Source organism: Cobetia sp. SIMBA_158, assembly GCF_046566945.1.
GTDB lineage: Bacteria > Pseudomonadota > Gammaproteobacteria > Pseudomonadales > Halomonadaceae > Cobetia > Cobetia amphilecti.
Map to the genome: position 1 here is coordinate 1 of NZ_JAWJYL010000030.1, position 1,121 is coordinate 1,121.

A 1,121-nucleotide genomic window follows, 5' to 3' on the forward strand; every position below is an offset into this window, starting at 1 on the left:
GATCAGGTAATTCGTTGTGAGCACTTGCCGCGAGCGATAGACAGTGTCGATAAGGAGGTGATCCAGCCCCAGGTTCCCCTAGGGCTACCTTGTTACGACTTCACCCCAGTCATGAACCACACCGTGGTGATCGCCCTCCCGAAGGTTAGGCTAACCACTTCTGGTGCAGTCCACTCCCATGGTGTGACGGGCGGTGTGTACAAGGCCCGGGAACGTATTCACCGTGGCATTCTGATCCACGATTACTAGCGATTCCGACTTCATGGAGTCGAGTTGCAGACTCCAATCCGGACTGAGGCAAGCTTTATGGGATTGGCTCCACTTCGCAGTATTGCAACCCTTTGTACTTGCCATTGTAGCACGTGTGTAGCCCTACCCGTAAGGGCCATGATGACTTGACGTCGTCCCCACCTTCCTCCGGTTTGTCACCGGCAGTCTCCTTAGAGTTCCCGACATTACTCGCTGGCAAATAAGGATAGGGGTTGCGCTCGTTACGGGACTTAACCCAACATTTCACAACACGAGCTGACGACAGCCATGCAGCACCTGTCTCAGAGTTCCCGAAGGCACCAATCCATCTCTGGAAAGTCCTCTGGATGTCAAGGGTAGGTAAGGTTCTTCGCGTTGCATCGAATTAAACCACATGCTCCACCGCTTGTGCGGGCCCCCGTCAATTCATTTGAGTTTTAACCTTGCGGCCGTACTCCCCAGGCGGTCAACTTATTGCGTTAGCTGCGCCACTAAGTCCTCAAGGGACCCAACGGCTAGTTGACATCGTTTACGGCGTGGACTACCAGGGTATCTAATCCTGTTTGCTACCCACGCTTTCGCACCTCAGTGTCAGTGTCAGTCCAGAAGGCCGCCTTCGCCACTGGTATTCCTCCCGATCTCTACGCATTTCACCGCTACACCGGGAATTCTACCTTCCTCTCCTGCACTCTAGCCAAGCAGTTCCAGATGCCGTTCCCAGGTTGAGCCCGGGGCTTTCACACCTGGCTGACTTAGCCACCTACGCGCGCTTTACGCCCAGTAATTCCGATTAACGCTTGCACCCTCCGTATTACCGCGGCTGCTGGCACGGAGTTAGCCGGTGCTTCTTCTGCGAGTGATGTCTTTCCTCG

At 54.8% G+C, this 1,121-nt stretch carries 1 rRNA gene; it reads right to left on the reverse strand.

The features are described from left to right. Positions 1–50 precede the first annotated feature (50 nt). A 16S ribosomal RNA gene (locus tag R2R70_RS18805) occupies positions 51–1,121 on the reverse strand; the annotation flags it as partial.